This is a genomic window from Methylocystis sp. Uni0008 (assembly GCF_056838045.1).
The window spans coordinates 598,609-625,106 of the sequence record NZ_CM166370.1; the positions used below are offsets into that span (position 1 = coordinate 598,609).

Here is a 26,498-nt window from a genome sequence, read left to right on the forward strand (position 1 = left end):
GGCGAAACGCCAAAGCGCGATCGCGTTCGACACCCCTCATCTGGCCGTTCGGACCGACCCTCTCCTCAAGGGAGGGCTGTCGCGCCCTTCATTCTTCGATGCGCCTTATGTCACAAGGCGATGCGCGTGTCAGCACGGATACGCTTTTCCGCAGGAAACGCCTTGACTATCGCACTTCGCTCAGCCGCGCCGCATAGCGCGCCATCAGATCGACTTCAATGTTGATCGCGTCCCCTGCCCTTCGCGCGCCGAGCGTCGTCACCGACAACGTATGCGGAATGAGCAGCACGGAAAAGCGATTCTCCTCGACTTCATTTACCGTAAGCGACACGCCGTCGAGCGCAACAGAGCCCTTCTTGGCGATGAAGCGCGACAGCTCGTGCGGCGCCGCGACCCAGAATTTTGACATGCTTGTTTCTTCGGACGGACGTCCTTCGGGCGCCGTATCGCTGACGTCGTCGCGCGACTCGATGCGCGCGACGCCGTCGACATGGCCGGTGACGATATGGCCGCCAAGTTCGTCGCCGATCTTCAACGCGCGTTCAAGATTGACGCGCGTTCCACAGGCCCATGTTCCGACGGTCGTCACGGCGAGCGTCTCGGCCGCGGCGTCGACGTCGAAGACCGTTCGCGCGCCCTCGCGCGCGGCGGCGACGACCGTCAGGCACACGCCCGAGCAGGCGATGGAGGCGCCAAGCGCCATGCTGTCGGAATCATAGGAACAGGCGATGCGCAGGCGCCGCAGTTCGCCGCGCGGCTCCATCGAGAGGACTTCGCCCACATCCGTGACGATGCCGGTGAACATCAGTCGACCCGTGCATAGCGGGTCATCGTGTCGGCGCCGAGCGCGCGCGTTTCGATGAGGCGATAGCGCGAGTCGTCCTTGAGCGCCGCGCGTGCGACGGCGCTCAACGCAGGGCGGCCCGCCCTTCCCAAGGGCTTGACGCCGGTGTGCAGGATCACTTCGTCTGCGAGATCGCCGGCCAGCAGACTTTCGGCGACGCGGGGGCCTCCTTCGCTGAACAGGCGGGTCACGCCGCGATCGGCGAGAAGCCTTAAAGCGCTCGTAAGATCAAGCAGACCGTCGCGCATCGCGATGCAGACGACCTCCGCGCCGGTGGCGTCTGCAAAAGTCTTGACGGCTTCGTCAGAAACAGCGCCAGCCATGACGAGCAGCGGCGTTTCACGCGCCGTGGAGGCGAGACGCGAACGGGGCGACAGCGACAATTTTTCATCGAGAACGACGCGCAGCGGCTTGCACTTCTGCATGCCCGGCAGTCGCACGGTCATCAGCGGATCATCCTCGCGCGCCGTGCCGCCGCCGATCATGATCGCGTCATGCAGCGATCGCTGCACATGGGTGAAGGCGTCGGCGATCGGCCCGGTGATGTGAAGGCGCGGATCATGCGCGGCTCCGGCGGCGTAGCCGTCCGCCGTCTGCGCGAGCTTAAGGGTGATCATCGGTCGGCGGCGCGTGACCCGCAGAATATGCCCGAGATGATCGGCGCGGGCCGCCGCGGCGCCCGGACCGACGAGAACGTCGATCCCCGCTTCACGCAGTCGCGCGTGGCCGTCGCCCGACACGCGCGGATCGGGATCCTCCAAGGCGGTGACGACGCGCGCGACCCCGCCGGCGATGATGGCGTTCACACAGGGCGGCGTCGCCCCATGATGGGCGCATGGCTCCAAAGTGACGTAAAGCGTCGCGCCGCGCGCGGCTTCGCCCGCCGCGGCCATGGCGATCGCCTCGGCGTGCGGACGCCCGCCCGGCGCCGTCCAGCCGCGGGCGATGACGACCCCGTCGCGCACGAGCAGCGCGCCGACCGCCGGATTAGGCGCCGTGCGGCCCAAATTGCGCCGGCCGAGCGCCAGGGCCGCCGCCATAAAGGCGTCGTCGGTCGCCGTCTGCGGAAAGGGTTCGTGGATCGTCATGCCTTCTCTGGGTCGTCGGCGTCTTGGTCGCTGTCGTCCTGTGCAAAGACCGCGCCGTCGCCGCCGCTCTCCAATTCGTCGATCACCGCGGAGAAATCGCGGACCTCGCGGAAATCACGATAGACCGAGGCGAAGCGGACAAAGGCCACCGGGTCGAGCGAACGCAGGCCCTCGATGACCAATTCGCCGATGCGCTGGCTTTCCACCTCGACCTCGCCGAGGCTTTCGAGCTGGCGCACGATTCCGGAAATCATCTGCTCGACGCGTTCCGGTTCGACCGGACGCTTGCGCAGGGCGATCTCGACCGAGCGGGTCAGCTTGTCGCGATCGAAGGGCGCGCGCCGGCCCGACTTCTTCACGACGATGATTTCGCGCAGCTGCACGCGCTCGAATGTCGTGAAGCGGCCGCCGCAGGTCGGACAGACGCGGCGGCGACGAATGCAGGACGAATCCTCCGCAGGACGGGAGTCCTTCACCTGCGTGTCGGCGGAGCCGCAATAGGGACAGCGCATGTTGGGCGCCTTTTCCGCTCTCGCTCGGAGAGACGGCCCCCGCAGCGCCGGGGTGTGCGTCCCCTCTCCCGCCGACGGCGTGAGAGGGGCAACCGATTACTGATAGATCGGGAACTTCGCGGTGAGCGCGTGAACCTTGTCCTTTACGGCGGCTTCCGTAGAGGCGTTGCCTTCCTCGCCCTTCGAGGAAAGCCCGTCGAGCACTTCGACAATCATCTGCCCGACCTGTTTGAACTCGTCCTGACCGAAGCCGCGCGAGGTCGCCGCCGGCGAGCCGAGACGAATGCCGGAAGTGACGAAGGGCTTCTCCGGATCGAAGGGGATGCCGTTCTTGTTGCAGGTGATGTGCGCGCGGCCGAGCGCGGCTTCGGCCGCCTTGCCGGTGATCTTCTTCGGGCGCAGGTCGACGAGCATCAGATGGTTGTCGGTGCCGCCCGAGACGATCGCGAGACCCGCGTCGACGAGCGTCTGCGCCAGCGTCTGCGCATTGTCCTTGACCTGCTGCTGATAGGTCTTGAACTGCGGCGTGAGCGCCTCGCCGAAGGCCACGGCCTTGCCGGCGATGACATGCATCAGCGGGCCGCCCTGCAGGCCGGGGAACACCGCCGAGTTGATCTTCTTGGCGAGATCCTCGTCATTCGTCAGCACCATGCCGCCGCGGGGGCCGCGCAGCGTCTTGTGCGTCGTCGTGGTGACGACATGCGCGTGCGGGAACGGCGACGGATGCAGCCCCGCGGCGACGAGGCCGGCGAAGTGCGCCATGTCCACCATGAAATAGGCGCCGACGCTGTCCGCGATCTTGCGGAAGCCTTCGAAGTCCCAGATGCGGGAGTAGCCCGAGCCGCCGGCGATGATGAGCTTCGGCTTATGCTCCTTGGCGAGCTCGGCGACCTGCTCCATGTCGATCCGGTGATCCTGCTTGCGCACCGTATAGCTCACCGGCTTGAACCAGCGGCCGGACACGTTGACCGGCGAGCCATGCGTGAGGTGGCCGCCGGCGGCGAGATCAAGGCCCATGAAGACGTCGCCCGGCTGCATGAGCGCGAGGAAAACCGACTGGTTGGCCTGCGAGCCGGAGTTCGGCTGCACATTCGCGAAGCCGCAACCGAACAGCTTCTTGGCGCGATCGATCGCCAGATTCTCGGCGATATCGACGAATTGGCAGCCGCCGTAATAGCGCTTTCCAGGATAGCCTTCGGCGTATTTGTTGGTGAGAACAGAGCCTTGGGCCTCAAGCACCGCCTTCGAGACAATATTCTCCGACGCGATCAATTCGATCTCATGCCGCTGGCGGCCGAGTTCGAGTTCGATCGCCTTCGCGATTTCCGGGTCGGAAGCGCTGAGGGAGGCGGTGAAGAAACCGGATTGGCTCATTGGAATGGACCTCTATGCCGAACGGCGCGGAACGAAAGCAAAAACCGGCTCCCGGGCTAAGCGGCGAAGCCGGTCCTTAGGACGCGCAACGTGAGTTGGGTCGCTTATCACGGCGAGGCGGCGACGGGAAGAGCGGCCGCGGTCGCGGTCCCTGGGCAGAAACGCCGTTGGGAGCGCGTCAGCCGCCGCTCGTTTCCTTATTGCAGACGACGGTTTGCGGCAGCGCGGGCGAAATTCGCAGGCGATGACGGGCCTCCGGCTCCGCCGGCGGCAAGACGCCCTCCTTCTCAAGCGCCAATATGACGCAGTTGGAGTTTCGTTCCCAGACGATCTCGAATTCGTCGGTCGACCGGTCCCGCACGGCGCGGCGCGGCATATTAAGGAATCGAAAACGCTATCACCAAAAATAAGATTCCTGCAGCGCCTTCCGCGTTAGACATAGCCTTGCCGCTCACGGAAAGGCGCCGCGCTCCGAATGGATGAGAAGCCCATCCTGCAACATTGCCTGTCCCGAGCGCGCGTCCGACCCGAACGCGCGCCTTCATCCATCAGCGGCGGCGACGCCATAATTTCGCTTCAAACAGCCGTTTGAATTTCAATCGCTCGTTTCAAACGGAGGTTCGTCATGGGCGACCATTTCGAAGCAAAGATCGTCGCCGTTGGCGCAAGATCCCGCAGGCTCCTCATCGACGCCGCCGTGTGTTTCGTCGCGACCTCGCTCGTCGCTTTCCTGCCGCCGCAGTGGAAGAATGGCGAAGCGCTGAAGGAGATCGTGTTCACGACCGATCCGGTGAGCGGCAAAATCATCGACCGGATCGACTCCGCGGAAGCGGCGCGCCCGTCTGTCGCGTCGAAAGGCGCTGCGCCAGCGCCGGCGCTGTTCGCCCTTTATCCGCAGGAGCGCATCTCCGACTGGTCGAATGAAGCTTCAGCCGAAAAAACCGAGAGCGGCCCCGCCAGGCCGACGAAAGCCGTCGCCTTGCGCAAACCGACTTCGGAAAAGAGAAACCCTGTCGAGTCGGCGCCGCCGGCCTCCCCGACCTACAACGCCGAGCCGCCCGCCCCTCCCCAGCCAATGGGCGAGAATGCGGAGCTACAGGAACGGGGGTTGTTGGCCAAGCTCGACCCGACAGGGCTTTCATCCAAATTGGCGCCGCTCGGCCGAAAGGCGTGGAACGGCGCGACCTCGCTTGGCGGCGCCGTCTCAGGCCTCGTCAGCGCGTATCATTTCTGAGGAGAAGGATTGAGCAATCTGGAACAGGCGCGCGCCGCGTCCCGCTCGACAGAGACGACGCGGGCGGCGCTGATCAAGGCCGCGACGTCCGTCTTTGCCGAATATGGATTTGACGGCGGCTCGGTGCGGCTCATCACCCAACGGGCGATGGCGAACCAGGCCGCCGTCAACTACCACTTTGGCGGCAAGGACGGGCTGTATCGCGAGGTGCTCAACGCCGCGACGCGGGCGTTCGAAGAAAATGCGTTCGTCGATTCGGAAGAACTCGACGCGCTTTCGCCAGAGGACGCGCTCCGGCGCTATCTGCACCAATTCCTGCTGCCGCTGGTGAAGCGTGACCGCGTCAGCCGCTATCTGCGCATCTTCGCCTGGGAGAGCGTTCGTCCGAGCGAGACGTTCAGCGCGTTCATCGCTAAGTCGCCGCCGCGGATTTTTCTCCTTGCTGAGCGCGTCGTGCGGCGTTTCCTGCCGCAGGATGCGTCTGCGGAGACCGTCACTTTCGCGACTCTGTGGCTGGCGCAACAGCCGATGTTCTTCGTGCGCGAAGCGGAACGGCTCGCCAAACCGCCGTTCTCGCTCAAATTCGACGAAGACGCGCTCGAGCGGCTCGTCGACGCGCTCGCCGCTTTAAGTCTGCGAGGACTGGCTGGAATGTGACCCTTATGAAATCGCCAACGTCGGCGCGTAGCGTGCGTTTTGAGGAACAAACATGACTGCTCTGCTGCACAGCAATTATTTTTCCGCAGTTCTGACTGAGGCTCACAAGGTTTTGGAGCTCACCGAGAATTTCATCATCCTCGCCGCGACGGTGGCGCTGGTCGGCGCGTTTCTGGCGCTCATCAAAGGCGCTTAAGGCTTCGCGACGCCGACTGGGCGGCTTCTCGCGCAGCGATCAGCTCGGCCTGCCGCGTCTCACGCAAATGTTCGACGACCTGCGCCGGCGCGCTTTCCGGCGCCCCGGCGTCGAAGGGCGGCTGCGGATCGTATTCGATGAGAAGTTGTAGCGTTTCGGCGCGCTCCGTTCCGCGCAGCGCCGCAGTGAGAGTAAGCGCGAAATCGATGCCCGCCGTGACGCCGGCGCCTGTGACTCGCGAGCGGTCGATGACGACTCGCTGATGCACGAACTCCGCGCCGAAAAGCGGCAGCAGGTCGCGCACCATCCAATAGCCGGTCGCCTTATAGCCGTTCAGCAGCCCTGCAGCCCCGAGCAGCAGCGAGCCCGTGCACACGCTCGTGACATATCGTGCGCGCGCGCCGCGATCCGCGAGAAATTCGAGCGTCGCGTCATCGCGCATCGCCGTGATCGTGCCCTTCAGTCCGCCGGGAACAAAAAGAATATCGAGGTCTTTCGGGCAGGACTCGAAATCGTGATCGGCCGCGTAGGACACGCCGAGATCGCTCGTCACCGCCGCAGCGCCGCGTGCGACATAGAAGACGTTTGCGTCTCCCAGGCGCTGAAAGAATGTGAGCGGCCCGACCAGGTCGAGATCGAACATCATCGGGTAGATGAGAACGCCAATCTGCAACAAGGCACAGGCTCCCTTGGGCGCGACTGAGTGAGCATGCGCAGCTCATCGCTGCCGAAACGAGCCAGCAGTCCGTCGGTTACGCCGCCCGCTTCTGATAGTCCTTCACGTCGGAGAATTTGATCGCTGGATTGCGCTCGGCGTCATAATTGAGCTGGAAGGCCGAGGTGCTCATGAAGACCGGCGCGCCGTCGAGATCGTCGGCGACGCTGGAGCCATTCGCATCGATGAAGCTCTTCAGTTTCGCGGGTTCATCGGACCCGATCCAGCGGCAGATGGTGAAACGCGGCTGCTCATAGCGGGTCTGCAGACCGTATTCCGCCTCAAGGCGCGTCGCCAGCACGTCGAGCTGCAGCGCGCCGACGACGCCGACAATCGGCCCCGAGCCGTCATGTGGCGTAAAGACCTGCACGACGCCCTCTTCCGCAAGCTGCTGCAAGGCCTCGCGCAGTTTCTTCGCCTTCATCGCGTCGCCGATGAGAATGCGCCGAAGGATTTCCGGCGCGAAGCTCGGCACGCCGCGAAAGACGATCTCTTCGCCTTCGGTCAGCGTGTCGCCGATTCGCAGCTGCCCATGATTGGGTAGGCCGACGACGTCGCCGGCGTAGGCTTCATCGGCGATCGAGCGGTCGCGCGCGAAAAAGAATTGCGGCGCATTGATAGGGATGTTCTTGCCCGTGCGAATGAGCTTCGCCTTCATGCCGCGCGTGAGCCTGCCCGAGCAGACGCGCATGAAGGCGATGCGGTCGCGATGGTTGGGATCCATATTCGCCTGAATCTTGAAGACGAAGCCGGTCATCTTCGGCTCCTTGGCTTCGACGAGGCGCTTGTCGGCCTCCTGCGCGCGCGGGCTCGGCGCATATTCCGCCATGGCGTCGATCAGATCGCGAACGCCGAAATTGCGCAGCGCGCTGCCGAAGAAGACGGGGGTCAGATGGCCTTCGCGAAACGCAGCAAGATCGAAAGGCTTGTTGCCCTCCTCGGCGAGCATCGCCTCCTCGCGCCATTCATCCGCGCCGGCAGGAAGAAGCGTATCGAACAGCGGATCATCGAGGCCGCTCGTTTGTATGAGTTCAGCGTCTTCGTCGATGCGCCGCACGGTTTTGGTCGCGAAGCGGTAAGTGCCGGCGAAGCTTTTTCCCGAGCCGATCGGCCAAGTGATCGGCGTCGCGTCGAGCGCCAGCGTCTTCTCGATTTCGTCGAGGAGATCGAACGGATCGCGCGCCTCGCGGTCGAGCTTGTTGATGAAAGTCACGATCGGAATGTCGCGCAGACGGCAGACCTCAAAAAGCTTGCGCGTGCGCGCCTCGATGCCCTTCGCGGCGTCGATCACCATCACCGCCGCGTCGACGGCGGAAAGCGTGCGATAGGTGTCCTCCGAGAAATCCTCGTGGCCCGGCGTATCCAGCAGATTGAAGACGCAGCCGGCATATTCGAAGGTCATCACCGAGGTGACGACCGAGATTCCGCGCTCGCGCTCGATGCTCATCCAATCCGAGCGCGTCTGCTGGGCGTTCCGCTTGGCCTTGACCGCGCCGGCGAGCTGGATCGCGCCGCCAAAGAGCAGCAGCTTTTCGGTGAGCGTCGTCTTGCCGGCGTCGGGATGCGAGATGATCGCGAAGGTTCTTCGGCGCGAAACGGGATCGTTGGCTGGGGCGTTCAAGGCGGTCCGATTTTTCTGGAGACGGTTGGGGAGGCCTTAACGGCAAGGAGCCAAGTTCGCAATACGGGCCGGCCCCGCCGAGACTGTTCGGCGATGAGCCGTGCCAAGGGCCGCTCAGCTGTCGCTACGTGCGGCTTTGCGGCAGATGACGAGATCCTGGTCGCCGATGAGACCCCTCGGCCTGAACTCCAGCACTTCAACAAATTTGCTCCAATGGCTGCGCACGTAAGCCTCGGAGTGGAATGCGCTTCGGTAGAAATCAGGCAGTCCCGGCGTCAGGCGCCCGCCGCCGTAGACAAAGCCAAAAATGTTGAAGCGCTGGCGCTGCCACCAGCTCAGATCGACGCCGTGGACGCCGCGCGTCGTCAGGATCACGAGCGCGCCCGGTTTCGCGATCCGGGCGAGTTCGGCGAGCCACGCCTTCTGCATGGTTTCGGGCAGATGCGTCATCACCGAAATCGAGTAGATGAGGTCAAACGCGTCTGAAGGAAAATCCGTCGGCGGCGCGGCCGAATTGACCCGGAAATCGGCGAAGTCCGACAGATTCTGTCTGCACCAGAGAATGGCTTCCTCGTCGATGTCGGCGCCGACAACATCCACATCTGCGCCTTGCTTGAGATAGGCCAGCACCCGTCCGCAGCCGCAGCCGAAATCCAGGATCCTGGGCGCGTCCTCGCCACGCAAAATGTGAGGCGCCGCTATGCTCAGCAGCGTCTCGGCGATGGCGCTCCCGACGCGTTCGAAACTGCTTCGCTGAGTGACTCCATGCACGCGTTTCCTCAATTCGCTCGGCGGAGGCGGCCCCGGAAACGCAAGCTCCGGCGGGTTCTGAAGATCGGGCGCGCCGCTTCGACCTTCATTGTGGCCATATTTGACGAAGTGCTCGTAGCCGGAAGCGAAATTCCCCAAACCGATCGCCGCCGCAACATCGGCGTTTTCGGCGAGATACGCCTCTTCGTCAAAGACCTCGGAGAGCAGCGGAACGCCGGCGCGGCCTTCGTGCTGGCCGAACCGCAGGTAATGCGACTCGGCGGAGGGAACTTCGCCAGACTCGATTTTGGCCGGCACGTCCGGGTTCAAATGCAGATACTGGACGCTGTCAAAAAACCGGAGCGTTCCGCTTGAATCCTTGATGAGCACGCCAGCGACGCCTCGCAAAATTTAGCTGAGGTCATTCTTACACGAATCCTTCGCCTGCCGTTACTCGCGGGGTGTCTCGTGCTGCTCATCCGGCAGAAACGCAGCCTCCGCGGACGGCCGCAGCTCACGGCTGCGCCACTTTAGCGCGCCGATCCTCTTCCGCAACGCAGGAACCTCACGCGTCGCGCCGGGTTGCGCTTAGGGAGCAATGCAGTTCCGACCACTCAGCTCAAGATTCCACCGAGGAGCGAACGATGATCCGCCGGGTCGCATACGGTAAGGCGGTCTTCGCCGGGATGGCCGGAGCCGTCGTCCTCGAGATCGTCGCACGGCTGATGATCCTCTCCGGGGCGCCGTTCTTCGACCTCGTCGGCACGCTTGGCGCGCTGGCGCAGCCTTACGCCCACGGCGTGGCGGCCTGGGCCATCGGCATGGCCCTGCACCTCACGGTCGGCGCGCTCTTCGCCGTCTTCTACGCCTACTTCTTCTGGTCGACCCTGCCCCTGCGGCCGATGTTTCAGGGGCTCGCATTTGCGCTTATCCCCATGGTGCTGGCGATCATCGTCATGCGCCCGCAGTTCGAACTGATGAACCCGTTGCTCGCCACAGGCCAGTTGCCTCCCTCAGGCCTCTTCGGTTTAAAAGGCGGTCTTAGTGGGCCGATCTCGATTGCGGCTGGACATGTCATCTGGGGCGCCACGCTCGGCCTCCTCTATGTGCGCCCGGTCGGCTACCCCAGCGACCAAAACCCAAACCTCGTGTCCTCGCCGCGCCCCAAAGCGATCCGTCCGGCGACCGATGTCGGTGATCCGCCGGCGCCGGGGTTCATGTTCGCAACGGGCGTCGAATGCAGCTACCCCACACTCGATGGCGGACGCTGGCGGATGGACGAAATGGCCGCCTGCGGCCACTACCGCTATTGGCGCAAAGATCTCGAACTCGTCCGGCAACTCGGCGTTCGCTATCTGCGCTACGGTCCGCCGCTGCATCTGACCAACCCGGCGAGGGGCCGCTACGATTGGGGCTTTCTCGATGAGGTGGCCGCCGAGATGCGGCGGACAGGGATCGTTCCGATCATGGATCTTTGCCATTTCGGCGTGCCGGACTGGCTCGAAAACTTTCAGAATCCGGAGACGCCGCATGCGCTCGCCGATTACGCGCGCGCTTTCGCTCAGCGCTACGACTGGGTTCGCTTCTACACGCCGATCAACGAGATGTACGTCTGCGCGAAACTCAGCGCGCTTTTGGGATTGTGGAACGAGCAAGCCCGAGACGAGCGCGCCTTCGTCACCGCCGTTCGCCATCTCGCCAAGGCCAACGTGCTCATGATGCGCGCCATTGCCGCCGAGCGGCCCGACGCGATCTTCGTGAACAGCGAGAGCGGCGAGTTCTTCCAGTCATGCTGTCCCGACCCGAAGCTTTGCAAAATCGCCGACTTTGAGAATGAGCGCCGCTTCCTGGCGCTCGATCTGCTTTATGCGCATCCGGTGCGCGACGATATGCGCGACTATCTCTTCGAACATGGCATGCCGCCCGAGGAATACGCCTGGTTCATGCGACAGGACGTCGGAAAGCGCGCCATCCTCGGCGTCGATTATTACGAATGGAATGAAAAGCTCGTCGACGCGCAGGGTCATATTCAGGCGCTCGGCGAATTGTTCGGTTGGCATGTCATCGTCGATCAATATTACCAGCGCTACCGGCGCCCGATGATGCATACCGAAACGAATTGCCTTGACGCCCGCGAAGCGCCGCGCTGGCTCTGGCGGCAGTGGCACAATGTTCAGCTCATGCGCCGAAGCGGCGTGCCGATTGTCGGCTTCACCTGGTATTCGCTCACTGATCAGGTGGACTGGGACATCGCGCTCCGCGAGCCGCTCGGCAACGTCAATCCGGTGGGGCTTTTCGATCTCAATCGCGATCCTCGTCCCGTCGGACAGGCTTATCGATATCTGATCAGCCTGTTCTCCGAGGAGCTGAGCCAAGCGCCGCCGATCGAGACGGTGATCGACGACTGCCGCCAGCGACGTGAACACTTCAGCGAAAGACGGCGTCATGCTTAGCATGCTTCGGGCGCATGGGCTGGACGCCGGCCCGACCCAGCGGCCGCTTTTGACGGGAGTCTTCGCAAGCCTGCCCGCCGATATTCCAGCGGTTGCGACGCTCAACGCCTTCGGCGCGCTCGGCGTCCTGTCCGACGCGGGCAACATCTCCGCCGCCTATGCCGCGCTGGCCTTCGCCGCCCTGATGCTGATCGGCGGCCTGCTCTACGGCCTGCTGTTTCGGAGAGCCGCCAACGACCAGCGCGGCGGATGGCTGTTCGGTTTGGCGTTTGGATTTCTCTTGTGGATGTTGGAGGCTGTGCCGCTGCTGCAGTGGTTTCCTGAACATCCCATCATGAGCGGTTATCCCGCGATGGGTCTTCTTCTTGGTCAACTGCTGTGGGGCCTGACGCTCGGTATAGCCTTTCCGCTCGTGCACCGGCGATTTCTGCTGAGGCTCGACGAGGCGCCAGCGCGACGCTCAGAGTCGACGGGACCGCAGGCCGCAGCCGACCCTCATCTGAAGCGCAGTCCGGGAAAGTGAGGGATCTCCAATTAGCTGAAATCCTCCGCGAGCGACGCGCGCGTCGCTTCCGAGAGCACCGCCATGTGGCTGTAGCTCGGATGCGTGAGCCCCAGAATCACGCGCGCGTTTGGCGCCTTGAAGGCCGCAATTTGGGCGTCGGTGAAGGGAAAGTGCACGAACTGAACGCTGCTGGCCTTGCCTTCGGCTGTCGTGCGGTCCTGATCCTGTTCGGCCTTGCCCAAGACGCGCTCGCCGCCGACTTCGATGAACGCGGTCTCCTCGATGCCGCCGAGTTGCGCCAATACGCGTGCGCGGCGCAACGCGTCGTCGATCTCGATCATGAACGTCGCGACGAGTTCCTTGCCCTTCGGGATGAGCGGATTGTAGGCCGCAAGCTCGTCGGCGATCTGCGCCTCGCCGCCTCTCTCGATATGCAGCATCTCCTGCACCTGCAGCCACATCGTGTCGAAGCTCTCGAAATAGAATGTGACGTACGGGCCCACCTCGACTCTGCGATGCCGCTTGATCGCCGTGATCCGCTTGCGATGCTCCGCGCGGCCCCTGGCGTATTCGGCCCAGGGGAGAATGTCGGCAGGCGTGAGTTCGTGACGTGTCGTCATCCTTTTGGTGCTCCATCACCTGAGCCCTCATGCTGAGGAGCATCCAAGGGATGCGTCTCGAAGCACGAGGGCGAGGCATCCTGCGGAACTTTTTCCTCGTCCTCAGAGACGCGAGCTTCGCTCGCTCCTCAGGATGAGGAAAACGGCATCTACGCGCCCGTGATTCCATAAGCCCGCGCCAGCAGCACGATCGGGTGACCGACGCGCTCCGGCTTCGGCGACTCGCCGCCCAGCGCCTCGATCTCCTGTTCGATATGCAGGCCGGCAAGCGGACATTCAGAGACAAGATGTTTCTTGTCGGCGTTCTGCATCTGCCGCGCGGCGGGCTTGCCGACCTTCATCGCCGTCTCGAAATTGCCCTTCTTATAGCCCCACGCGCCGCCATGGCCTGAGCAGCGCTCGACCACCGTTACGTCGGCTTCCGGAATCAACGCCAGCAGCTCGGCGCCTTTCTGGCCGATGTTCTGAGCGCGCGAATGGCAGGACACGTGGAAGGCGACGCCGCCGTCGAGCGGAGTCATGCCTTCGGCGAGACCCTCTTTACGCGCAATATCGACCACATATTCCGAAAGATCGAAGGTCGCCTCGGCGAGGCGCTTGACGCTTTCATCCTCTGGCAGGATGAGCGGCCATTCGAATTTCAGCATCAGCGCGCAGGACGGCACGGGCGCGACGATGTCGTAGCCCTCGTCGATATAAGGCGCGAAGGCCGCCGCCACTTTGCGCGCCGCCTCAGCAACTTCGTCAATCATGCCCTGCTCGAGCTTCGGCATGCCGCAGCACGCGGGATGCGCGACCTTCGTCTCGACGCCGTTCTTCGCCAGCACGGCGAGCGCCGACACGCCGATCGAGGTGTCGTTGTAGTCGCCGTAGCAGGTGGCGTAGAGCACGGCCTTGCGGGCCTTCGCCGGCGCCGAATCGTCGCGCGCCGGCGGGTTTGCCGCGGCCTGCGCTTCGAGCGTCCTGCTGGCGTATTTCGGCAGCTCGGCGTTGCGATCGATGCCGGCGACTTTCTCTTCGAGGTCGCGCATCGTCCTGTTGTCCCGGCGCGTCGCCCAATTCGTCGCGCCTGAGATCAGCGTCGCCCATTTGCCGTTGCGGTCGGTCTCGGCAAGCGCGCGATCAGCCGCTGGCACGCCCTTCTTCTTCGCTTCCGCCGCGCGATAGCGCAGGATCAGATGCGGAAAGTCGATGTTGAATTCATGCGGCGGCACATAAGGACACTTCGTCAGGAAGCACATGTCGCAGAGCGTGCAGGCGTCCACGACTTTCTTGAAGTCCGCGCTCGCCACCGTATCGAGCTCGCCGCTCTTTGACTCGTCGACGAGATCGAAGAGCCGCGGGAAAGAGTCGCACAGATTGAAACAGCGACGGCACGTGTGACAGATGTCAAAGACCCGCCGCATCTCGGCGTCGAGCTTCGCGTCGTCATAGAAGTCGTCGCTCCGCCAATCCAGCGGATGCCGGATCGGAGCCTCGAGGCTGCCTTCTCTCATTTTTGTTGTTCCAAGACGCAACGGCCCACGCGGCCGGGCACCGGTCAAAGACGGCGTCGCTTCGCTCGCCTATGTCCCGGCCATCGCGCCGGGATGCTGCGGAGCGCTCGCTCCATGATAGAGACGCCGCACCACCCCCGCTCCGGCGTGAGGCGGCGTTTCTGCTATTCCGCCCGTATGCGTCATCGCCGGGACAGGCCCGGCCATGACGCAAAGGGAACTCCTTGGTAGCTTAGCTCTGGCTTTACTTCAGTTCGTCCAGAGCGCGCTGGAAGCGGCCGGCGTGCGAACGCTCGGCTTTGGCGAGCGTCTCGAACCAGTCGGCGATCTCCTCGAAGCCTTCGTCGCGGGCCGAGCGGGCCATGCCGGGATACATGTCCGTATATTCGTGAGTTTCGCCGGCCACCGCGGCCTTGAGGTTGTCCGCGGTCTTGCCGATCGGCAGCCCGGTCGCCGGGTCGCCGACGGACTCAAGGAATTCCAGGTGGCCGTGGGCGTGGCCGGTCTCGCCTTCGGCGGTGGAGCGGAACACGGCGGCCACGTCATTGTAGCCTTCGACGTCAGCCTTCTGAGCGAAATAGAGATATCGGCGGTTCGCCTGCGATTCGCCGGCAAAAGCGGCCTTCAGATTTTCTTCAGTCTTGCTGCCCTTGAGCGTAGCCATTTTCTTGCCTCCGGATTTCGAGTCGGCGGGTTCCATAAGGTCCGCGACGCAGGAATTAGAATAATTCAAAACTAGCTTCTGTCCAACCCAAAATCGCCGCCCAGGACGTGGGGATTGGTCGCAGCCGTTGTCGCAGCGCCGCAGCGCAGTCGAGGCTACTTGAAGCCGACCACCATCGAATCCGGCCCGGTCAGATGCTCGACCCGGGAGCTGGAGAAGCCAGCTTCTTTCATCCAGCCCTCACAGTCAGCGCCCGTGAAGTCGAAACCGCCCTCGGTCTCGATCAGCATATTGAGACTCATGAGCAGGCCGAAGGCGTTCTCGCGACGATCATTGTCGATCAGCGCCTCATAGACGATGAGCGCGCCGCCCTGGGGAAGCGCGTCATAGGCCTTTTTCAGCAGCATCAGCTTCTGCTCGAGGTCCCAGTCATGAAGAATATGGCCCATCACGATGACGTCGGCGTTCGGCAATTCGTCCCGGAAAAAATCGCCGGGATAGAACTGCAACCGGTCGCCCAGTCCGTTCGCGGCGACATACTCCTCGAAGATCGGTCCGACCTGCGGAAGATCGAAACCGCCGCCCGAAAGATGCGAATGCGCGCGCGCCACGGTGACGGGAACCATGCCCTGCGCCGCGCCGACATCGATGAATGTCTTATAGTCCCGCCAGGAGAATTTATCGGCGATCGCCTGAGCGGCGCCGGCGCTCACGCCGCTCATCGCCGAGAGGAAGCCGCGCAGGCGCTTCGGATCGGCGTAAAGCGCCGCGAAGAAATCGCTCTCCTCCTGATGTTCGCTCTGGCGGCGACCGGTTTTCAGCGCCTCCGAGAGATGTCCCCAGCTCGAATAGAGACGCGCGTTGGCCATCTCCAGAAGACCGCCGACATAGCTCGGCCGACCTCGCACAAGGAAAAATTCAGTCTCGGGCGTGTTGGCGTAACGGCCGTTTGCATCGCGCTCCAACATTTTCATCGCGACGAGCGCGTCGAAAAAATCATGCACGGAGCGTTTGTGTAAGCCGAGTTTCGCGGTCAGCGTCGCGAGCTCGGCTGGGCCGTTGGCGAGCGCGTCGAAGACGCCGAGTTCGACGGCGGAGAGCAGCGTCTTGGCGTTCCAAAACGACATGCCGAGCGCGAGGAGTTTTTCAGGAGAGGGCTTGAGCATGGCGCTACAATCACTTTAGCCGCGTCATGACACAAGAGTCGCTCAGCTTTTATGACGTCCTTCGAAGGGGTTCTCCCCCGCCTTTTTCGATATGCGGATCGGCACGCCAGGAAGGTCGAAGGTTTTGCGCAGCCCGTTGATCAGGAAGCGCTCATAGCTCGCCGGCAATTCATCCAGCTGATTGCCGAAAAGCACGAAATGCGGCGGCCGCGATTTCGCCTGCGTGATGTAGCGGATCTTGATGCGCCGACCCGAAACCGCCGGCGGCGGCGTCTGTTCGACTTGCGCCAAGAGCCATCGATTGAGGCGCCCGGTGGCGATGCGCTTGTTCCACGTCTCGTGGACCACGATGATCGCTTGCATGAGCTTGTCGAGCCCCTGCCCCGTTGCGCCTGAGACCGGGACGACGGGACAGCCGCGCAGCTGCGGCAACAGGCGCTCGGCGTCCTCGCGCAGCTTAACGAGCATGGCGCCGCGCTCATCGATCAGGTCCCATTTGCCGAGCGCGATGACGACGGCGCGCCCTTCACGGGCCGCGAGGTCAGCGATGGAAAGATCCTGCTTCTCGAAGGGAATCGTCGAATCGACGAGCAGCACGACGACTTCCGAGAATCGCACGGCGCGCAGCGCATCGGCGGCGGAGAGCTTTTCCAGCTTGTCGACGACGCGGGCGCGCTTGCGCAGGCCGGCCGTGTCGAACAGCTTCATCTTGCGGTCGCGCCAGACGAAATCGACCGAGATCGAGTCGCGCGTGATTCCGGCTTCTGGTCCCGTCAGCAGGCGCTCTTCGCCGAGAATGCGATTGATGAGCGTCGACTTACCGGCGTTTGGGCGCCCAACCACGGCGATGCGTAGCGGCTTCGTGATATCGAGGTCGCTGCCGTCTTCATCGTCGCCCCGCAGATTTTCTTCAATGACGACATCTTTTTCCACAGGCTCGGCGGTTTCTTCGGGTAGAGCCTCGCGCAGCGCGTCGTAGAGTTCGCCCATGCCCTCGCCATGTTCGGCGGAAAGCGGCACGGGATCGCCGAGACCGAGCGAAAAGGCGTCGTAGGCGCCCGCTTCGCCCGCCTTTCCTTCCGCCTTGTTGGCGACGAGGATCACGGGCTTCGCGGCGCGACGGACGAGATCGGCGAAATATTTATCGTCGGGCGTAACACCGGCGCGCGCGTCGATGAGAAAGAGTATGGCGTCGGCGGCGAGGATCGCGCTCTCAGTCTGCGCGCGCATGCGCCCTTCCAGCGTCGCGCGCGGCCCCTCCTCGAGTCCCGCCGTATCGATGATGGTGAAACGCAAGTCGGCGAGCTTGGCTTCGCCTTCACGGCGATCGCGCGTGACGCCGGGACGATCGTCGACAAGCGCGAGCTTCTTGCCTGTCAGCCGGTTGAACAGCGTCGATTTGCCGACATTCGGCCGGCCGATGATCGCGAGCGAAAAGGACATGACTCGTTTCTCGCCGCGCCGCGGCGCGCTTCGCGCTATTTCGAAGGCTTCACCTCGAGAGGCGCATCGCCGGACGAAGCAGCGCCCTCCTCGGGCTCGATCACTGGCGTCACGGTGACGTTGCCGCCGCTCGCGCCGCCCCCCGCGGCAGGCGCCGGAACCGGCGCCGCCTTGGGTCCGCGCTTGGCGTGCAGCAGCCCCTGATAGGCCGACGCGCGCTGGCGCATCGACTGCGGCGCGTCGCGATCGCTGAGCAGAATGTTGAAGACTCTCTCGGCCTCGTCGAAATCATCGTTGGCGAGCGCGTCGAGGCCATTCCATTCCTGGGCCGAAAAGCGGAAGGCGCCGTTGGGCGTCATCATCGGGCCCAGCGCGCGCACCATCTTTTCGCGGTCGCCGCTCTCGAGAATGATCAGCGCGGCGCGCAGCAGCGCCACCTCCTGATTAAGCTTGTCGACGTTCTTGTCCTCGGCGATGGCGTTCAACTCGTCGAGCGCGCGAGTCTTGTCCTCGCGCAGCTCGGCGGCGCGGATGCGCGCCAGCGTCGCATAACCCTTTGGGCCGTCCTTCGCGAGAGCGTCGAAGGCGGCCGCGGCCTCCTGCGCCTTGCCGTCATTGGCGAGCGCGACGGCGGCTTCGAAACGGGCGTTCGCGGCTTCCGCCGCCTTTTGGCGATTGGTCTGGTAGTAGCTCCACGCGCCGGTGGCGGCGACGATCAGCACGGCGAGGATCAGGATCGGCGTCTGATAGCGCCGCCAAAGCTCCGCCGCCTTGTCGCGGCGGACGTCTTCATCGACCTCATGGAAAATATCGGACATGTGCTCCAGACCCTTGACTCCGCCCAAAAAACGGGCTGGCCGCAGCCGTTAGCACAGGCGGCGGCCAAATGCGAGCGAAGCTGGTCAGTCCGCCTCCTTCTTCTCGGCCTTGGCGGCGCTCGCCCGCCACACGACGCCGCCGACGTCGTCCGCGACGAGCAGCCCGCCGCGCTTATCGATAATCACGCCCACCGGCCTGCCCTGCGCTTCGCCGCGTTCATTGAGGAACCCCGCCAGCATCTCCTTCGGCGCGCCGACCGGCGCGCCGTTCTCGAACTTCACGAATACGACGCGATAGCCCGAGCGCGGACTGCGATTCCATGAGCCGTGCTGGCCGATGATGGCGCCGTTCCGGAACGACCCCAGGTCGGCGTCGCCAACGAAAGTGAATCCGAGCGACGCCGTATGCGAGCCGAGCGCGTAATCAGGCCGGACCGCCTGCTTGACCAGTTCCGGATCCTGCGGCTGCATGCGCTCGTCGACATGCTGTCCATAGTAGCTGTAGGGCCAGCCGTAAAACGCGCCGTCGCTCACCTTTGTCATGTAATCTGGCACGAGATTGTCGCCAATCTCATCGCGTTCATTCACGGCCACCCAGAGATCGCCCGTGGCGGGGTTCCAGTCCATGCCGACGGGGTTGCGCAACCCCGACGCGAACACCCGCGTCTCGCCCGTCACCGGATTGATCTCCAGAATGGCGGCGCGGTTATGCTCTTCCTCCATGCCATGCTCGGCGACATTGGAGTTCGAGCCGACGCCAGCATAGAGACGCGAGCCCACGGGATCTGCGACGAGGCTCTTCGTCCAGTGGTGATTGCGGCCTGCCGGGAGATCCGCCACTTTTTCGGGCGCGGCATCGATGCGCGTATCGCCTTCCTTATACGGAAAGCGCACGAGCGAGTCCGCGTTGGCGACATAGAGTTGATCGCCCACGAGCGCCATGCCGAACGGCGAATTCAGGTTCTCCAGAAAGACTTCCTTGGTTTCAGCCACCCCGTCCCCATCCGCGTCGCGCAGCAGGGTGATCCGGTTCGCGCTCGGTTTGCTCGAACCGGCTTGACGCATGTAAAGGCCCATGAAGAACCCGCGAACGCCGTCGGTTCCCGCCTCTTCCGACTTCGGCGGTGCATCGGTTTCAGCGACAAGAATGTCGCCGTTGGGCAATTCGTAGAGCCAGCGCGGATGATCGAGCCCCGTCGCAAAAGCCTCGACTCCCAGCCCCTCGGCCGGCGTAGGCTTTGCGCCGCTCGGCCAGCCCACCGCGCGCGCGATATTCACATAGGGAAAGGCGCCCGTGGGATGCGGCTCCGGCAACGTCGGATTGGGTCCATAGCCGGCGCTCTCCGGCAGTTCCGGGCCGCGATCGCAGGCGGCGAGCGCGATAGCCGTCAGCGCGAATAAACCTCTCCAAAAAAAATTCGCCGCCATGACGCCTCCTCCCGAAAAGACCCGGCAATACGAGAAGCCGCAGCTTCCAGCCATCGACAGCCGGCGACGATGACAAATATGTTGTCAACGACGCCGCTAAGATGGCGCGGCGGAGCTAAGTCTCAAGCCCTCGCCAGCGACATACTAGGCTGGAACGCGAATGAGTCGAAAGACCGGACGCATCTTTGTCGGCGTCGGAGGCTGGAGCTATGAGCCCTGGCGCGAATCCTTCTATCCCTCCGACCTCGCGCGAAGGCGCGAACTCGAATATGCGAGCCGCAAGCTCACCTCAATTGAAATCAATGGCACCTATTATCGCACGCAAAGCGCCGCGAGCTTCGCGAAATGGCGCGATGAAACGCCCGAAGATTTCATCTTCAGCGTAAAGGCGCCGCGATTCGCGGTGATGGGTAAAACGCCGGAAGACGCGAACCAGTCGATCAAGCGTTTCTTCGACAGCGGCGTGATGGAGCTGGGAGATAAACTCGGACCCATCCTGTGGCAGTTCCTGCCGACGAAGAAGTTCGACGTCGCGTTCTTCGACGCTTTTCTTTCCCTGCTGCCGAAAAAGATCGGCCGCCGAACGATCATGCACGCGATCGAGGCGCGCCATGAGAGTTTCCAGACCGCTGAATTCGTCGCGCTGGCGCGCCGGCATGGCGTCGCGATCGTCATCGCAGGAGATTCGAAATTTCCGCTCATCGCCGATTTGACGGGCTCTTTCGTCTACGCCCGCATCATGGGAACGCGTTCCGACGTTCCGCTTGGCTATGAGGACAAAGCTCTTGACGGATGGGCGGAGCGCGCGCGTCTCTGGGCGGAAGGCGGCGCGCCCGAAGATCTCCCCGCCCTCACGCGCGTGAAGCCAAAGAAGGCGCCGCGAGACGTGTTTCTCTATGTCATCAGCGGCGCCAAGGAACGCAATCCGCCCGCCGCCATGGCGCTGATCGAGCGATGCTCCGGTTAGAGGTCGATATCCGCCCAGACCGCTGCGTGATCGGAGGCGGCGTCTTCCTTCCGCGCAACTTCCGGATAGGCTTCCCAGCGCTTGGCGCGCGCGCCCGGCCACATGCCCTTGCGAAAAACGCCGCCACCCTGGACCCTCTCGAACAGCGCCGGCGAAAGCAGAATGAAATCGATTTTATTGTCAGCGGCGCAACTGCCGTAGGTGCCCGGGAAACCGCCGTCATCGAATTTCGGATGCAAAAAGATGTCCTTTAGATCCGTGCCTTCGATGAGCGGACGCAAAGATTCACTGTCCGGCGTGTCGTTGAAGTCGCCCATGACGACGATGTTCCTGATTCCCATCGCAAGGCGCTCTTCGTAGATTTCCGCGACGCGCTTCGCCTGCGCAAGACGCTTGGCGTTCGATGATTGCTGCGAGCCGAACCCCTTGCTCTTGAAATGATTGATCATCACCAGCATGCGCGCGCCGGATGGCGCGCCCACCTCGAATTCCGCGCAGTCGCGCGAAAAGATCGGATTGCGCTCGTTCAGCATCTCGTCGACGTGGCTGCGCAGCACGCCAATCGGGAATCCCTCTCGCGTCAACAGGCCAACGTCGATGCCGCGCGTGTCGTTTCCGTCGATCACCATCGCGTGCCGGAATACCTCGCCCCCCAGCGCGGCGATCACGTCCGCATTGAAATCCCGCAGCACTGGCCGGCTCTCGACTTCGACGACGCCGAGAACGTCCGCCTCGATATCTCTCATCACCCGCGCCGTATTCCTCATCGCCTGTTCGTCGACGGGCTCGTCGCGCAGTTCCAGCGAGCCGACCCAATCGGCGCGACCGCTCGCGACAATCTGAACGCCGCCTGACTTGGGCCGTTTGATCAACCCGCCCCTGTTTCGCCGCAGGATGACAAAATCGCCGACGTCCGATTTTTCGAGATCAAGTTCAATGACAAGTTTCGCCATGCGTTTTTTGTCGGCGGCGCTGTAGGAAGGCTGCGCCAGCAACGCATTCAGTTCCGCGAACCGTTCGAGAATGGGCTTGCCTTGCGCAATGCTCGCGAAATTCATTGCGCGTGCGCGATCGAAAAGATTTTCGACGTTGTACGAAGCGAGTCTCATGAAATCCCCCAAGCGCAAAAAACAATAGAATGCGCTGGAGGCTAAGCCTCATCCCGGCGCGTGACAAGGCCGTGACGAAATGCGCTACGCGACTGCTGAACCCCGCTTTTCGTCTGCGCTCGACGCCGAGCCGCGAGGCCCTTCCTTCAGCGCAAACTTTGTGGCGAAGGCGGCGACGAAAAGACCCGCGGCGCCAATCAAAGCGGTCGCCTGAAATCCCGCGCAGAAGGCGTCCCGCGCGGCGGGGAGCATCCGCTGGGCCTGATCCGCGGGCAGGAATCTGACCGCATCCGCCGCGCCGCCGAGCGTCGCCCCCGCCGCCCGAGCGACTTCGGTCGGCAGCCCCGCGACGACGGCGGCCATCTTGGCTCGATAGATCAGCGCGCCAAGGCTGCCGAGCACGCCGATGCCCAGCGCGCCGCCAAGTTCAATCGCCGTTTCCGAGAGCGCTGAGGCGGCGCCCGCGCGCTCGGGCGGCGCTGATGAAACGATGATCTCCGTCGTCAGCGCGATCACCGGCGTGAAGCCGACAAGCAGCAGCGAAGACAGGAGCACGCCGTAGAATCCGCTCGCCAGCGCGAGTCCGACGAAGCCCGCCGCAGCGACGATGAGGCCGCCGGCGAGGAGATTGACGGGCCTGACGCGCCGCGCGAGCGCGGGCGTGGCGAAGGAACCGATCATGAAGACGATCGCCTGGGGCGTCGACCACAGCCCCGCATTGAACGGCGTCAAGCCGACAACGAGCTGATAATATTGTGAGAGAAGAATAAACGACCCGAACATGAAGAAGACGCCGAGGATGTTGATGCACAGCGCCGTGTTCAGCGACCGCGACTGGAACAGCGCAAGATCGATCAACGGATCTTCGAGCCGCGCCTGTCGGCGCAGAAACAGGATCGCAAGCGCGACGCTCGCCGCCATTGGGCCGATCGCGTCGGCGCCGAAGCCCGCCTCGGCGGCGCGCTTCAATCCGTAGATGAAGGACAGCACCGCAGCCAGCGAGAGAAGCGCGCTGGCGAAATCCAGCCGGCCGGCGTTCGGATCACGATACTCGGGCAAAAGCACGGGCCCCAGCGCGAGCACAAGGATCATCACCGGAACGCCCGCGATGAACACCGAGCCCCAGCCGAAAGATTGGATGAGCGCGCCGCCGACGAGCGGCCCGACGATAGCGCCGGCCGAAAAGGCGGAAATCCACATGCTGACCGCGAAGGTGCGTTCCTGCGGATCGCGGAACATGTTGGCGAGCAGGGACAGCGTCGAGGGGGCAAGGGTCGCGCCGGCGACGCCGAGGGCTGCGCGCGCGAGAATGAGCGTCTGCGCGGTCTTCGAGAAGGCCGCGACGATCGACATGACGCTGAAGGCGGCCGCGCCCAGGAGCAACACTTTGCGCCGGCCGATCCGATCGCCGAGGCCGCCCATGATCACCAGAAACCCGGCGACCATGAAGCCGTAGATGTCGATGATCCAAAGCAGTTGCGACGCGCTCGGCCGCAGCTCCGCCGTCAGCGCCGGAATGGCGAGATTGAGGACTGTGAAGTCCATCGAATAGACCAGGCACGGCAGCGCAATGATGGCGAGCCCGATCCATTCCCGCCGCGTCGCCTTGAGCGAAGGGTCGGATGCGTCTGGCGTGGCGCTACGCACGGGTTTGCTCCTCAACCGTCTCGGGCGTGAGCGCGCAGCGTTTATCGGTTTCACTTCGCAACATCAAGGAACGCGCCGCCCCGCTGCAGATAGGCGCGCTTAGATGTGCGCCGTTCGAGGATGCTTGACGGAACTCCTGCGTGATGTCATATATTATGACATGACGTCACTTGAACTGACATCACTTCGCGAGGCGCACAGGGACCAGACGCGCATGCGTATCCTCGACGCCGCGATCGACGAGATGCGGGAGGGCAGCCTGGGCACGCTTACCATCGCCAAAGTGGCTGAGCGGGCGAAAATCACCGAACGGACCGTCTACCGCCACTTCCAGACCCGTGAGGACCTCCTCAAGGCCGTCTGGCCACGGATGCAGGCGCGCGTAGGCAGTTCCGGCTTTCCGCAGACCGCCGGGGAATTGATCGCGACGCCGCTGCGGCTGTTTCCGCGCTTCGATGAGGAAGACGGCTTGGTCAAAGCGTCGATATCTTCCGAAACCGGACGCGAAGTCCGCTTGAGCTCCAACGAGCAGCGCCAGGCCGCTATGCTCGCCTGCGTAGCGGACGCGCTGCCAGACTTCCGCGACCCAGCCAAGCGCCGGCGCGCCGCGATCGTCCAGCTCATTGACAGCGCCTACGGCTGGTCTGTGCTCCGTGATTTCTGGGGTTTCGACGGCGCCGAAGCCGGACGCGCGGCCGCTGAAGCGATCGCCGTCCTGCTCGGTCGCCGCGCGCCGGACGATGAAAGCGATATCGAACAAGGAGAAGAGAAATGACCTGCATCGCCCATGCTTCGATCCCGGCCGACGATCCGGAACTCGTCGCCAGAGTGCTCGCCGACATCATGCAGGGCGAAGCGACGCCCTTCCCGCCGGCGGGGCCAAACTCCTGGATGGCCTGGTCCGGCGACGGCGACGTCGAGCTAGAGATCGCCCCGCGTGGCCATGTGCTCGCTTACGGCTCCGACGAGGCCTACTGGACCCCGCAGGACCAGGGAACGCGCCTCTCCGAAGCGCATCTAGCCATCTGCGTCGCCCGGCCGGCGGAAGAGATCATCGCCATCGCCGCGCGCGCCGGCTGGCCCGCTCGCGCCTGCGATAGAGGCGGCGGACTGTTCCAGCTATCGGAAGTCTGGGTCGAAGGCGCATTCATGCTCGAATTTCTGGACCCTGCGCAGACCGCCCGCTATCGCGAAGCAGTGACGCCGGCAAACTGGAAGCGCTTCCTGCAGTCGATGCAGCAGGCTGAAGCGGCCGCGGACTGATCGACGCGTATGTCGCGTGCGGCGCCTCTCAAATTATCGCGCGGAGTCATGATATAAGAGGGCGCCGTTTCGAGGACTTCATGAGCCTGACCGAAATCCCTGCTGCGCCCGCGACCACGCTCAAGCCGTCGCTCGCCGGCATGACCCGCGCCGAGATCGCCGACGCATTACGCGCGCTCGGCCTGCCCGAGCGCGAGATTCGCATGCGCGTCTCGCAGCTCTGGCATTGGGTCTACTTCCGCGGCGCGCGCGACTTCGGCGAAATGCTGAACGTGTCGAAGGCGCTGCGGGCGCGGCTCGCCGAGGCCTTCGCGCTGCGCCTGCCGGAGATCGTTGAGGAGCAGATTTCCGTCGACGGCACGCGCAAATGGCTGCTGCGGCTGCAACCGGTCGACGCCTTCGACAAGGGCGCCGAAGTCGAATGCGTCTATATTCCAGAAAGCGACCGCGGCACGCTGTGCGTCTCCTCGCAGGTCGGCTGCACCCTCAACTGCAGCTTCTGCCACACGGGCACGCAGCGGCTCGTGCGCAATCTGACGACCGCCGAGATCGTCGGACAATTGCTCGTCGCCCGGCAGCGGCTCGGCGACTTTCCCGATCGCGCGCGCCCCACCGACGGGCTCGTGCCGTCGGGCGAAGGCGTGCGCGCCGTGTCCAACATCGTCTTCATGGGCATGGGCGAACCCCTCTACAATCTCGACAATGTCATGGCGGCGATCGAGATCATGGCCGACGGCGACGGGCTGGCGCTCTCCAAGCGCCGCATCACCGTCTCGACCTCCGGCGTCGTGCCGCAGATCGAGCGTCTCGGCGCCGAATGCGGTCCGGCGCTGGCGATTTCGCTGCACGCCGTGCGCGACGAACTGCGCAACGAGCTCGTGCCGCTCAACAGAAAATATCCGATCAAGGAGCTGCTGCAGGCCTGTCGCGACTATCCCGGCGCCTCGAACGCACGGCGGATCACCTTCGAATATGTGATGCTGAAGGGCGTGAACGACTCGCCCGCCGAAGCCAGGGAGCTCGTGCGGCTGCTGAAGGGCGTGCCCGCCAAAATCAATCTGATCCCGTTCAATCCCTGGCCCGGCGCGCCTTACGAGTGCTCGGACTGGGAGACGATCGAGCGCTTCTCCGACATCGTCTTCAACGCCGGCTACGCAAGCCCGGTGCGCACGCCGCGCGGTCGCGACATTCTCGCCGCCTGCGGGCAGTTGAAGAGCGAGACGGAGAAGCTGCGGGCCAGCGCTCGCATGGCGGCGCAAGCCGCCCCATAGGGACGCCGCAGCGCGGCGCGAGTCCATGGCCCATGTGGCCCTTCTGGGCGATTCCATCTTCGACAATGGCGCCTATACGAAGGGCGGCCCCGCCGTCATTCAGCAGCTACGCGCGAAGCTTCCTCCCGACTGGCGCGCGACCCTGGCCGCCCAGGATGGCGCCACGACCGCCAATGTGGCGGCGCAGCTCGCGAAGCTCTCCCGCGACGTGGACCGGCTGGCGCTCAGCGTCGGCGGGAACGATGCATTACAGCACGCTGGAATCCTCGACGCGCCGGTATCCAACAGCGCGCAGGCGCTCCAGCTCATCGGCAATGCGGTCTCGGGCTTCGAAGCGGCGTATCGCGCCGCGCTGCGCCCCTGTCTCGAGATCGACCCGCGCATGGTCGTCTGCACCGTCTACTGGGGCAATTTCGACGCGGATTTCGCCCGCGTCGCGAGGATCGCCATCGCGCCCTTCAATGACGCCATCATTCGCGCCGCGGTGGAGTTCGGCCTGACCGTCGTCGAACTGCGCCTCGTCTGCGACGCGCCGGCCGATTACGCAAATCCGATCGAGCCGTCGTCGCAAGGGGGCGAAAAAATCTCCGCCGCCATTCTGCGCGCGATGACTCCCGACGCTCCCAAAGGCCGCGCGGCGCGGATCATCGGATGATA

The 26,498-nt window shown here is 63.9% G+C and carries 27 protein-coding genes; 10 read left to right on the forward strand and 17 right to left on the reverse strand.

The features are described from left to right. Positions 1-166 precede the first annotated feature (166 nt). The 5 genes from AC0X69_RS03000 to AC0X69_RS03020 all read right to left on the reverse strand — a co-directional run bounded on the left by AC0X69_RS03000 (position 167) and on the right by AC0X69_RS03020 (position 4,194). Positions 167-805 (reverse strand): riboflavin synthase, encoded by a 639-nt coding sequence (locus AC0X69_RS03000; protein WP_482611152.1) that lies wholly within the window; start codon positions 803-805, stop codon positions 167-169. Next, positions 805-1,932, reverse strand: coding sequence for a bifunctional diaminohydroxyphosphoribosylaminopyrimidine deaminase/5-amino-6-(5-phosphoribosylamino)uracil reductase RibD (gene ribD, locus AC0X69_RS03005; RefSeq protein WP_482611154.1), 1,128 nt, complete (start codon positions 1,930-1,932; stop codon positions 805-807). The genes AC0X69_RS03000 and ribD overlap by 1 nt, the downstream gene beginning before the upstream one ends. Next, a complete protein-coding gene (nrdR, locus tag AC0X69_RS03010) occupies positions 1,929-2,444 on the reverse strand; it encodes a transcriptional regulator NrdR (RefSeq protein ID WP_482611156.1) in 516 nt (171 codons plus the stop codon). The genes ribD and nrdR overlap by 4 nt, the downstream gene beginning before the upstream one ends. A 96-nt stretch (positions 2,445-2,540) precedes the next feature. After that, on the reverse strand, positions 2,541-3,818 hold the full coding sequence (glyA, locus tag AC0X69_RS03015; RefSeq protein WP_482611158.1) for a serine hydroxymethyltransferase: 1,278 nt from the start codon (positions 3,816-3,818) through the stop codon (positions 2,541-2,543). A gap of 178 nt (positions 3,819-3,996) precedes the next feature. After that, positions 3,997-4,194 carry a hypothetical protein gene (locus AC0X69_RS03020; protein WP_482611160.1) on the reverse strand — a complete coding sequence of 66 codons (198 nt, stop codon included), beginning with the start codon at positions 4,192-4,194 and terminating at the stop codon, positions 3,997-3,999. A 249-nt stretch (positions 4,195-4,443) separates the two neighbouring features. Between AC0X69_RS03020 and AC0X69_RS03025 the strand changes: the two genes are divergently transcribed. The 3 genes from AC0X69_RS03025 to AC0X69_RS03035 are packed head-to-tail and all read left to right on the forward strand — an operon-like array spanning position 4,444 to position 5,905. Beyond that, positions 4,444-5,052 (forward strand): hypothetical protein, encoded by a 609-nt coding sequence (locus AC0X69_RS03025; RefSeq protein WP_482611162.1) that lies wholly within the window; start codon positions 4,444-4,446, stop codon positions 5,050-5,052. A gap of 9 nt (positions 5,053-5,061) precedes the next feature. Next, complete coding sequence (locus tag AC0X69_RS03030; protein ID WP_482611164.1) at positions 5,062-5,709, forward strand: TetR/AcrR family transcriptional regulator; 648 nt, start codon at positions 5,062-5,064, stop codon at positions 5,707-5,709. 52 nt (positions 5,710-5,761) lie between these two features. After that, complete coding sequence (locus AC0X69_RS03035; RefSeq protein ID WP_482611166.1) at positions 5,762-5,905, forward strand: hypothetical protein; 144 nt, start codon at positions 5,762-5,764, stop codon at positions 5,903-5,905. On the opposite strand, the gene AC0X69_RS03040 is transcribed toward AC0X69_RS03035, so the two are convergent. From AC0X69_RS03040 to AC0X69_RS03050, 3 genes are all read right to left on the reverse strand, one after another. Further along, the gene (locus AC0X69_RS03040; RefSeq protein ID WP_482611168.1) at positions 5,892-6,581 is read right to left on the reverse strand and encodes a DJ-1/PfpI family protein; all 690 of its coding nucleotides are present in this window, start codon (positions 6,579-6,581) and stop codon (positions 5,892-5,894) included. The two genes, AC0X69_RS03035 and AC0X69_RS03040, sit on opposite strands and share 14 nt — an antisense overlap. Positions 6,582-6,657: 76 nt before the next feature. Continuing rightward, complete coding sequence (locus AC0X69_RS03045; RefSeq protein WP_482611170.1) at positions 6,658-8,241, reverse strand: peptide chain release factor 3; 1,584 nt, start codon at positions 8,239-8,241, stop codon at positions 6,658-6,660. 114 nt (positions 8,242-8,355) lie between these two features. Further along, the gene (locus AC0X69_RS03050) at positions 8,356-9,381 is read right to left on the reverse strand and encodes a class I SAM-dependent methyltransferase (RefSeq protein ID WP_482611172.1); all 1,026 of its coding nucleotides are present in this window, start codon (positions 9,379-9,381) and stop codon (positions 8,356-8,358) included. Positions 9,382-9,635: 254 nt separating this feature from the next. On the opposite strand from AC0X69_RS03050, the gene AC0X69_RS03055 reads away from it, so the two are divergent. Both AC0X69_RS03055 and AC0X69_RS03060 read left to right on the forward strand, forming a co-directional pair. After that, complete coding sequence (locus AC0X69_RS03055) at positions 9,636-11,444, forward strand: family 1 glycosylhydrolase (RefSeq protein WP_482611174.1); 1,809 nt, start codon at positions 9,636-9,638, stop codon at positions 11,442-11,444. Further along, positions 11,437-11,967 (forward strand): hypothetical protein, encoded by a 531-nt coding sequence (locus AC0X69_RS03060; protein ID WP_482611176.1) that lies wholly within the window; start codon positions 11,437-11,439, stop codon positions 11,965-11,967. Before AC0X69_RS03055 ends, AC0X69_RS03060 begins: the two co-directional genes overlap by 8 nt. An 11-nt stretch (positions 11,968-11,978) precedes the next feature. Here the strand turns inward: AC0X69_RS03060 and AC0X69_RS03065 are convergent, their stop codons facing one another. The 7 genes from AC0X69_RS03065 to AC0X69_RS03095 form a co-directional block, all read right to left on the reverse strand. Then, a complete protein-coding gene (locus AC0X69_RS03065) occupies positions 11,979-12,569 on the reverse strand; it encodes a DUF3501 family protein (RefSeq protein WP_482611178.1) in 591 nt (196 codons plus the stop codon). A 149-nt stretch (positions 12,570-12,718) separates the two neighbouring features. Further along, positions 12,719-14,065, reverse strand: coding sequence for a heterodisulfide reductase-related iron-sulfur binding cluster (locus AC0X69_RS03070; RefSeq protein WP_482611180.1), 1,347 nt, complete (start codon positions 14,063-14,065; stop codon positions 12,719-12,721). A gap of 244 nt (positions 14,066-14,309) precedes the next feature. Continuing rightward, a complete protein-coding gene (locus tag AC0X69_RS03075; protein ID WP_482611182.1) occupies positions 14,310-14,729 on the reverse strand; it encodes a rubrerythrin family protein in 420 nt (139 codons plus the stop codon). Between the two features lie 155 nt (positions 14,730-14,884). Then, positions 14,885-15,895 (reverse strand): methyltransferase, encoded by a 1,011-nt coding sequence (locus AC0X69_RS03080; RefSeq protein ID WP_482611184.1) that lies wholly within the window; start codon positions 15,893-15,895, stop codon positions 14,885-14,887. A gap of 42 nt (positions 15,896-15,937) precedes the next feature. Then, the gene (gene der, locus AC0X69_RS03085) at positions 15,938-17,338 is read right to left on the reverse strand and encodes a ribosome biogenesis GTPase Der (RefSeq protein ID WP_482611186.1); all 1,401 of its coding nucleotides are present in this window, start codon (positions 17,336-17,338) and stop codon (positions 15,938-15,940) included. Between the two features lie 35 nt (positions 17,339-17,373). Next, entirely contained in the window at positions 17,374-18,156 is a 783-nt protein-coding gene (locus AC0X69_RS03090) for a tetratricopeptide repeat protein (protein WP_482611188.1), read from the reverse strand. A gap of 84 nt (positions 18,157-18,240) precedes the next feature. Further along, entirely contained in the window at positions 18,241-19,584 is a 1,344-nt protein-coding gene (locus tag AC0X69_RS03095) for a PQQ-dependent sugar dehydrogenase (RefSeq protein ID WP_482611190.1), read from the reverse strand. Positions 19,585-19,744: 160 nt separating this feature from the next. On the opposite strand from AC0X69_RS03095, the gene AC0X69_RS03100 reads away from it, so the two are divergent. Beyond that, a complete protein-coding gene (locus tag AC0X69_RS03100) occupies positions 19,745-20,551 on the forward strand; it encodes a DUF72 domain-containing protein (protein ID WP_482611192.1) in 807 nt (268 codons plus the stop codon). Here the strand turns inward: AC0X69_RS03100 and AC0X69_RS03105 are convergent. Both AC0X69_RS03105 and AC0X69_RS03110 read right to left on the reverse strand, forming a co-directional pair. Further along, entirely contained in the window at positions 20,548-21,660 is a 1,113-nt protein-coding gene (locus AC0X69_RS03105) for an endonuclease/exonuclease/phosphatase family protein (protein ID WP_482611194.1), read from the reverse strand. The two genes, AC0X69_RS03100 and AC0X69_RS03105, sit on opposite strands and share 4 nt — an antisense overlap. Positions 21,661-21,744: 84 nt before the next feature. Further along, positions 21,745-23,307, reverse strand: a complete 1,563-nt coding sequence (locus tag AC0X69_RS03110; RefSeq protein ID WP_482611196.1) for an MFS transporter — start codon at positions 23,305-23,307, stop codon at positions 21,745-21,747. Positions 23,308-23,521: 214 nt separating this feature from the next. Here AC0X69_RS03110 and AC0X69_RS03115 point away from each other — a divergent pair, with 214 nt between their 5' ends. From AC0X69_RS03115 to AC0X69_RS03130, 4 genes are all read left to right on the forward strand, one after another. Next, a complete protein-coding gene (locus AC0X69_RS03115; RefSeq protein ID WP_482611198.1) occupies positions 23,522-24,082 on the forward strand; it encodes a TetR/AcrR family transcriptional regulator in 561 nt (186 codons plus the stop codon). Then, positions 24,079-24,570 (forward strand): hypothetical protein, encoded by a 492-nt coding sequence (locus AC0X69_RS03120; RefSeq protein ID WP_482611200.1) that lies wholly within the window; start codon positions 24,079-24,081, stop codon positions 24,568-24,570. The genes AC0X69_RS03115 and AC0X69_RS03120 overlap by 4 nt, the downstream gene beginning before the upstream one ends. An 80-nt stretch (positions 24,571-24,650) precedes the next feature. Continuing rightward, complete coding sequence (gene rlmN, locus AC0X69_RS03125) at positions 24,651-25,841, forward strand: dual-specificity RNA methyltransferase RlmN (RefSeq protein WP_482611202.1); 1,191 nt, start codon at positions 24,651-24,653, stop codon at positions 25,839-25,841. 25 nt (positions 25,842-25,866) lie between these two features. Then, positions 25,867-26,496 carry an SGNH/GDSL hydrolase family protein gene (locus AC0X69_RS03130; RefSeq protein WP_482611204.1) on the forward strand — a complete coding sequence of 210 codons (630 nt, stop codon included), beginning with the start codon at positions 25,867-25,869 and terminating at the stop codon, positions 26,494-26,496. Positions 26,497-26,498 lie beyond the last annotated feature (2 nt).